The organism is Phocaeicola sp., assembly GCF_057861905.1.
This window is the reverse complement of record NZ_DBMACV010000107.1, coordinates 1-6692: the sequence shown is the minus strand read 5'-3', so window position 1 is coordinate 6692 and position 6692 is coordinate 1. Positions and strand designations below refer to the sequence as shown.

The window sequence follows — 6692 nt, the reverse complement described above, 5'->3', positions numbered from 1 at the left end:
GCTTAAAGATACAAAATCTTTAGGTAATAACAAAGCCCCAGCTTGTGAAAGTCGGGGCTTTGTGCTAAAAAAGAAGGTGTGCTTTTTGACACACCTTCTTTATTATATTCATTTGTGCAATTTTTTGTGCAAGAAGATTCGTTTTCATACAATATATATAATGTAAGCCTCATCATCGGACATCTTCAAGCAGTGTGCAGGACATACCGTTAAGAAAAAGCAAGTAAATTGAAGAAAAGCAAAGAAAGATACTTTTGAGGTGGTTTTTTCTTACGATTTTAATGATTATCACCATTTTACCTCAATTTTTGTGCAAAATCTGTGCAAGGAACTATATAAACAAAAAAGACACCCAGGAGTGGAAGCCTCCCAAATGCCTTATATCTAAGCTTTTAAGCTTTGTAGCGGGACCCGGGATTGAACCGGGGACCTCATGATTATGAATCATGCGCTCTAACCAGCTGAGCTATCCCGCCATTATTTCATAAAAATATTTATTGCAAACTTTTCTGTAGCGGGACCCGGGATTGAACCGGGGACCTCATGATTATGAATCATGCGCTCTAACCAGCTGAGCTATCCCGCCATTTGTTTTTCGTTTGCGGGTGCAAAGGTAAGTTAAGTTTTTTAATTGTGCAATACGTAACGGCATTTTTTTTCAATTTATGTCGCTTTTATTTCTCCTCTGAAGATATTTATGTGTTGAATAGTAAAAAAATACGATTCATTATGTAGAATACAAAAAAATAATTTATTTTGCCGATGTTATCTTATATCTAACTATACAAGAAGTATGAAATCTATGAAAAAGAAAATACGTATCGAATATCCTTTAAATCCGGCTTCTGGAAGTATTCTTTGGGGAGCCATTAGTACTCCTTCTGGTTTACAGAGATGGTTTGCTGATAATGTTTCAAAAGTAAATAAGACTTATACATTCAAGTGGGGAAAAACTGAGATGCGTAATGCTGAAATCCTCAATTTGCCGTACAGAATCTTTTATTCGTTTTCATTGGGTAGACGAAGAACCTAAAACTTATTTCGAGTTAAAAATACATTATAATGAACTAACGAAGGACCATTCATTGGAAGTTACCGATTTTGCAATTCCTGAGGAAGAGGAAGATGCTAAAAACTTGTGGGATTCTCAAATAGAAATTCTGAGAAGAATATGTGGGGTATAATTCCAAAAATAATATAAAACATCATCCTCCTCTCCATTTTTTATGCTACTTTTGTGCGCTATAATGATAATATAAGGAATGCTACGCATAAAAAAACTTGATATATTTGTACTAAAGAGCTTTTTATTGCTCTTTGCAGGAACTTTTTTCATCTGTTTGTTTATCTTCATGATGCAGTTCTTATGGAGATATGTAGATGAACTGGTAGGGAAGGGGTTGGAGATAAATGTACTGGCCCAGTTTTTCTTTTACTCAGGTCTGACTTTGATTCCCTTATCTCTTCCTCTTGCAATTCTGCTGGCAGCTCTGATGACTTTCGGTAACTTTGGAGAGCGTTATGAGTTGCTTTCTATGAAAGCGGCAGGCATTCCATTGTTGCGCATTATGCGTCCGGTAGTTTTATTTTGTGTCTTTTTGGGAGGTATGTCTTTTTTCTTTCAGAATGTCATTGGCCCCCGGGCACAGAAACAATTGTGGACTTTGCTGGTATCCATGAAACAGAAATCTCCAGAGGTGGACATACCTGAAGGTGTATTTTATAGTGATATCGATGGATATAATATTTATGTGAAGCAGAAGGACCGTAAAACTGGTATGCTGAAAGATATACTTATCTATAATTTTTCGGATGGATTTGAGAATGCTCATATCATTTGGGCGGCAGAAGGTAAGTTGGAGCTGACAGCAGACAAGCAGCATCTGTTTTTGCATTTATATAATGGAGAGCAGTTTGAGAACTTGAAATCTCAGTCTGTCATTTCACGTAATGTTCCGTATCGTCGAGAAACATTTAAAGAAAAGCATACACTGATAAAGTTCAGCTCTGAGTTTAATATGGTAGACGGAAGTTTTCTGGACCGTCGCTCCGATATTAAAAATATGCATGAAATATCGGTCGCAATCGATTCGTTAACAGTGCATGCTGATAGTGTAGGTCGTTCGATGTATACTGATATTATGTCTACTACTTACCGGAGTCCTGTCTTGACACCAGCCGATTCTACCAAGATGAAAGAAGAAAGAGTTGCTTTTATTAATACAGACAGCATTTATAACTCCATGACTTCTCAGGAAAAGCTGAAGGTGTTGACTACTACCGGTAACCGTATCAGTTCGTTGGCTTCCGACTGGGATATGAAGAGTTTTCTTACCAAAGATACCGATAACAATATTCGTTCACACCGTTCCGACTGGCATAAAAAGATTACCTTGTCACTGGCATGTATTATATTTTTCTTTATCGGTGCGCCTTTGGGAGCTATTATCCGGAAGGGTGGATTGGGTATGCCGGTAGTAATTTCCGTATTGATTTTTGTAATTTACTATATTATAGACTCGGGAGCCACGCGTGTTGCCAAGAGTGGTGAAATGAATATTGTCCTGGGAACATGGATGAGTACTATTGTGCTGGCACCTTTGGGAGCTTTCTTTACGTATAAATCGAATAAAGATTCTGTAGTCTTTAACATAGATGTATATGCTGCTTTCTTCCGTAAGCTGTTTGGCATACGTCAATCCAGACATTTGTTTAAGAAAGAAGTTATCATTCATACTCCCGAATATCAGAAAGATATGGATATACTGGAAGAAATCAGTCGTGACTGTACGGTATATCTGGAAAATCATCGTCTGAAAGGAATGCCTAATTACATTCAGATATTTACCAACAACAAGCATGATGATGCAATTGCCGAGATTAATAAAAAGATGGAAACGGTCATCGAGGAACTGTCGAATACGAAAGATGCCGTTTTGCTGAACTTGTTGAACAATTATCCTTTCCTGTCGGTTAAAGCACATAAGAGCTTGTTCGACAATCGCTGGCTGAACCTGCTGTTTGGTATCGTAATACCTGCCGGATTATTGCTTTATCTGAATATCTGGCGATACCGGATTCGTCTGGATAAAGACTTGAGAACAATTATAAAGAACAATCAAAGTATAATAGAACAAATAAGAAATCAACAATTATATTTACAATAATAGCACTATGGACAAGATCAAATTGAATACCATTGAAGAAGCAATCGAAGATTTTCGCAGAGGTGAATTCGTTATCGTTGTCGACGATGAAGATCGTGAAAACGAAGGCGATTTAATTATCGCTGCCGAGCTGATTACTCCCGAAAAAGTCAATTTCATGTTGAAACATGCAAGAGGAGTGCTTTGTGCTCCTGTTACTTTGTCGCGTTGTGAAGAACTCGACCTGCCACATCAGGTTACAAACAATACATCTATGCTGGGAACCCCGTTTACCGTTACTGTTGATAAGCTGGAAGGTTGTAGTACAGGAGTTTCTGCTGCCGACCGTGCCGCTACGATTCGTGCACTTGCTGATCCCGCTTCCACACCCGGAACTTTCGGACGTCCTGGACATATTAATCCGCTTTATGCACAGGATAAAGGTGTATTGCGTCGTGCCGGACATACAGAAGCTTGTATTGATATGGCAAAATTGGCTGGACTGTATCCTGCCGGTGCACTGATGGAAGTCATGAACGAAGATGGAACAATGGCTCGTCTTCCGGAACTTCGTAAGATGGCCGATGAATATGGATTGAAACTTATTTCAATTGCAGATTTGATTGCTTATCGTTTGAAGCAGGAATCGCTTGTAGAAAAAGGAGTAGAAGTGGACATGCCGACCGAATTCGGACATTTCCGTCTGATACCGTTCCGTCAGAAAAGTAACGGACTGGAACATGTTGCCTTGATTAAGGGTGAATTTGGACCGGATGAACCGGTACTGGTACGCGTACATTCATCGTGTGCTACAGGAGATATCTTCGGTTCTTTGCGCTGCGACTGCGGTGACCAGCTTCATAAGGCGATGCAGATGATAGACAAAGAGGGTAAAGGGGCCATTATCTATCTGATTCAGGAAGGACGAGGCATCGGTCTGATGGAAAAGATGAAAGCATATAAGCTGCAGGAAGAAGGTATGGATACGGTTGACGCTAATATCTGTCTGGGACATCAGGCGGATGAACGTGACTATGGTGTCGGTGCTCAGATTTTACGTGAGATCGGCATTCATAAAATGCGCCTGCTCACCAATAACCCGGTGAAGCGTGTGGGACTGGAAGCTTACGGACTGGAGATTGTGGAAAATGTACCTATTGAAATAACCCCGAATAAATATAACGAACGTTATCTGCATACGAAAAAAGATCGTATGGGACATACGTTGCATTTTAACAAATAAATATTAAAACTATGGAAACAAATAATTTAGTTAAGACTTATGCTTCCAAGGCTGTACAGGCAGCTTTGATGCGTAGCGTGTATACATGGATGACACTGGCTTTGGTCATTACAGGCTTCGTTTCTATGTATGTCGCAAAATCGTATACTCTGTTGTCGATGATTATGCAGAACTCGATGGCATTTTGGGTACTGATTATTGCCGAATTGGGACTGGTATGGTATTTATCTGCCCGTATCAATAGAATATCTTTCAGCACGGCTACCGTTCTGTTCATCGCATATTCTATTCTGAATGGTGTAACGCTGGCATTTATTTTCCTGATTTACACCATGAGTTCTATCGCTACTACCTTTTTTGTCACGGCAGGAACTTTTGCTGTCATGGCGCTTTATGGATATGTGACGAAGAAAGACCTTACTCGTATCGGTAATCTGTGTATCATGGGGCTAATCGGAATTATCATTGCTTCGCTGGTAAATATGTTCCTGCATAACTCAATGATGGACTTGGTTATCTCTTGCATCGGAGTCTTGCTGTTTGTAGGACTGACAGCTTACGATTCACAGAAAATCAAGCAGTTGCTTACTGCTGATGATATAGAAGTTAATGAGTCGACACAGAAGATTGCGCTGATGGGCGCCATGACGCTGTATCTCGACTTTATTAATCTTTTTCTTTACTTATTGCGCCTGTTGGGTGACAGAAAGTAAGCAAAATCTTTTTCTATTTAAAAGAAAACGATTTTTTTTGCATAAAATTATGAACTAAATAAAACAAAGGCAATGAATCAACTTTCAGATCGTTTAAATAGCTTGTCACCTTCGGCGACATTGGCTATGTCACAAAAAAGTAGTGAACTTAAGGCACAAGGTGTTGATGTTATTAATTTAAGTGTCGGAGAACCCGATTTCAATACTCCCGATCACATTAAAGAAGCTGCCAAGAAAGCTATCGATGAAAATTATTCTCGTTATTCTCCCGTAGCCGGATATCCAGCTTTGCGCAATGCGATCGTTGCTAAACTGAAAAACGAAAACGGTTTGGAATATACTGCTGCTCAGATTAGCTGTGCAAACGGTGCAAAGCAGTCTGTCTGCAACACGATTCTGGCTTTGATCAATAAAGGTGATGAGGTAATCGTGCCTGCTCCTTACTGGGTAAGTTATCCGGAAATGGTGAAGCTGGCCGAAGGTACTCCGGTTATCGTACGTGCCGGTATCGAACAGGATTTCAAGATTACTCCTGCACAGCTTGAAGCTGCCATCACTCCGAAAACACGTGCGTTGATTCTCTGTTCTCCGTCCAACCCGACAGGTTCTGTATATTCTCAGGAAGAATTGAAAGGTTTGGCTGAAGTATTGGCTAAACACGAACGTGTTATTGTTGTTGCCGACGAAATATACGAACATATCAATTATATCGGAAAGCACCAGAGCATTGCTCAGTTTGCAGAAATTAAGGACCGTGTAGTCATTGTAAACGGTGTTTCGAAAGCCTATGCCATGACAGGCTGGCGTATTGGTTTTATCGCTGGTCCGGAATGGATTGTAAAAGGTGTGAACAAATTGCAGGGACAATATACTTCTGGTCCTTGTTCTGTTTCTCAGAAAGCTGCTGAAGCTGCCTATACCGGTACTCAGGCTCCGGTAGAAGAAATGCGTCAGGCTTTTGAACGTCGTCGTGACTTGATTGTGAAACTGGCGAAGGAAATCCCGGGATTTGAGGTAAATGTTCCTCAGGGAGCTTTTTATCTGTTCCCGAAGTGTGACTCTTTCTTCGGCAAGAAAGATGGTGACCGTGTAATCAATAATGCAGACGACTTGGCAATGTATTTGCTTGAAGTTGGTCATGTAGCATGTGTTGGTGGTACTTCGTTTGGCGCTCCTGAGTGTATTCGTATGAGTTATGCAACTTCCGACGAAAACATTGTGGAATCTATGCGTCGTATCAAAGAAACTTTGGCTCGTTTGAAGTAATTATTCGAAATAATCATTTAAGAGGAGATAGGCTGTTCTGGCGTAAGTCAGGATAGCCTTTCTTGTTTTTATGACAGTGGCTAATCGTTTTTCTTATGGTTCCATGCAGGATGGGCAAGTTACAGTTTGGGGAGCATTGGAGTAAGATGGAAGTTTCTGAAGAATAACCTCCCGATGATTTAAAGTAAACGTCAGCAGGAATTGGGAAAAACGTCAGCACATTTTTTTACGTGAGTTCGGGATAAGAAAGTATCTTTAAAAGTTGGTAATCACCGAATTATTTTGTATATTTAAGTCTGACAAACAATTAATTACAAATTAACA

Annotated in this window: 4 protein-coding genes, 2 tRNA genes and 1 pseudogene; 5 read left to right on the top strand and 2 right to left on the bottom strand. The window is 40.0% G+C overall.

The features are described 5' to 3' along the window. Window positions 1–402: 402 nt before the first annotated feature. Together ACZM60_RS14050 and ACZM60_RS14045 are read right to left on the bottom strand one after the other, a co-directional pair. A tRNA-Met gene (locus tag ACZM60_RS14050) sits at window positions 403–476 on the bottom strand. Between the two features lie 36 nt (window positions 477–512). Then, a tRNA-Met gene (locus ACZM60_RS14045) sits at window positions 513–586 on the bottom strand. A gap of 216 nt (window positions 587–802) precedes the next feature. Here ACZM60_RS14045 and ACZM60_RS14040 point away from each other — a divergent pair. The 5 genes and pseudogenes from ACZM60_RS14040 (at window position 803) to ACZM60_RS14020 (ending at window position 6368) form a co-directional block, all read left to right on the top strand. Beyond that, window positions 803–1184: pseudogene (locus ACZM60_RS14040) on the top strand (START-like domain-containing protein). A 78-nt stretch (window positions 1185–1262) separates the two neighbouring features. Further along, entirely contained in the window at window positions 1263–3167 is a 1905-nt protein-coding gene (locus tag ACZM60_RS14035; RefSeq protein WP_021971439.1) for an LptF/LptG family permease, read from the top strand. A gap of 7 nt (window positions 3168–3174) precedes the next feature. Further along, complete coding sequence (locus ACZM60_RS14030) at window positions 3175–4389, top strand: bifunctional 3,4-dihydroxy-2-butanone-4-phosphate synthase/GTP cyclohydrolase II (RefSeq protein WP_340320077.1); 1215 nt, start codon at window positions 3175–3177, stop codon at window positions 4387–4389. Between the two features lie 11 nt (window positions 4390–4400). After that, window positions 4401–5102 (top strand): Bax inhibitor-1/YccA family protein, encoded by a 702-nt coding sequence (locus ACZM60_RS14025; protein WP_021971441.1) that lies wholly within the window; start codon window positions 4401–4403, stop codon window positions 5100–5102. Window positions 5103–5174: 72 nt separating this feature from the next. Beyond that, window positions 5175–6368: a pyridoxal phosphate-dependent aminotransferase gene (locus tag ACZM60_RS14020; RefSeq protein WP_021971442.1), complete on the top strand. Its 1194-nt coding sequence runs from the start codon at window positions 5175–5177 to the stop codon at window positions 6366–6368. Window positions 6369–6692: the final 324 nt, after the last annotated feature.

What these genes read in the sequence shown, in the direction of transcription:
- ACZM60_RS14035 (WP_021971439.1), top strand. Translation starts at nt 1,263, where the DNA reads ATGCTACGCATAAAAAAACTTGATATATTTGTACTAAAGAGCTTTTTA.
- ACZM60_RS14030 (WP_340320077.1), top strand. Translation starts at nt 3,175, where the DNA reads ATGGACAAGATCAAATTGAATACCATTGAAGAAGCAATCGAAGATTTT.
- ACZM60_RS14025 (WP_021971441.1), top strand. Translation starts at nt 4,401, where the DNA reads ATGGAAACAAATAATTTAGTTAAGACTTATGCTTCCAAGGCTGTACAG.
- ACZM60_RS14020 (WP_021971442.1), top strand. Translation starts at nt 5,175, where the DNA reads ATGAATCAACTTTCAGATCGTTTAAATAGCTTGTCACCTTCGGCGACA.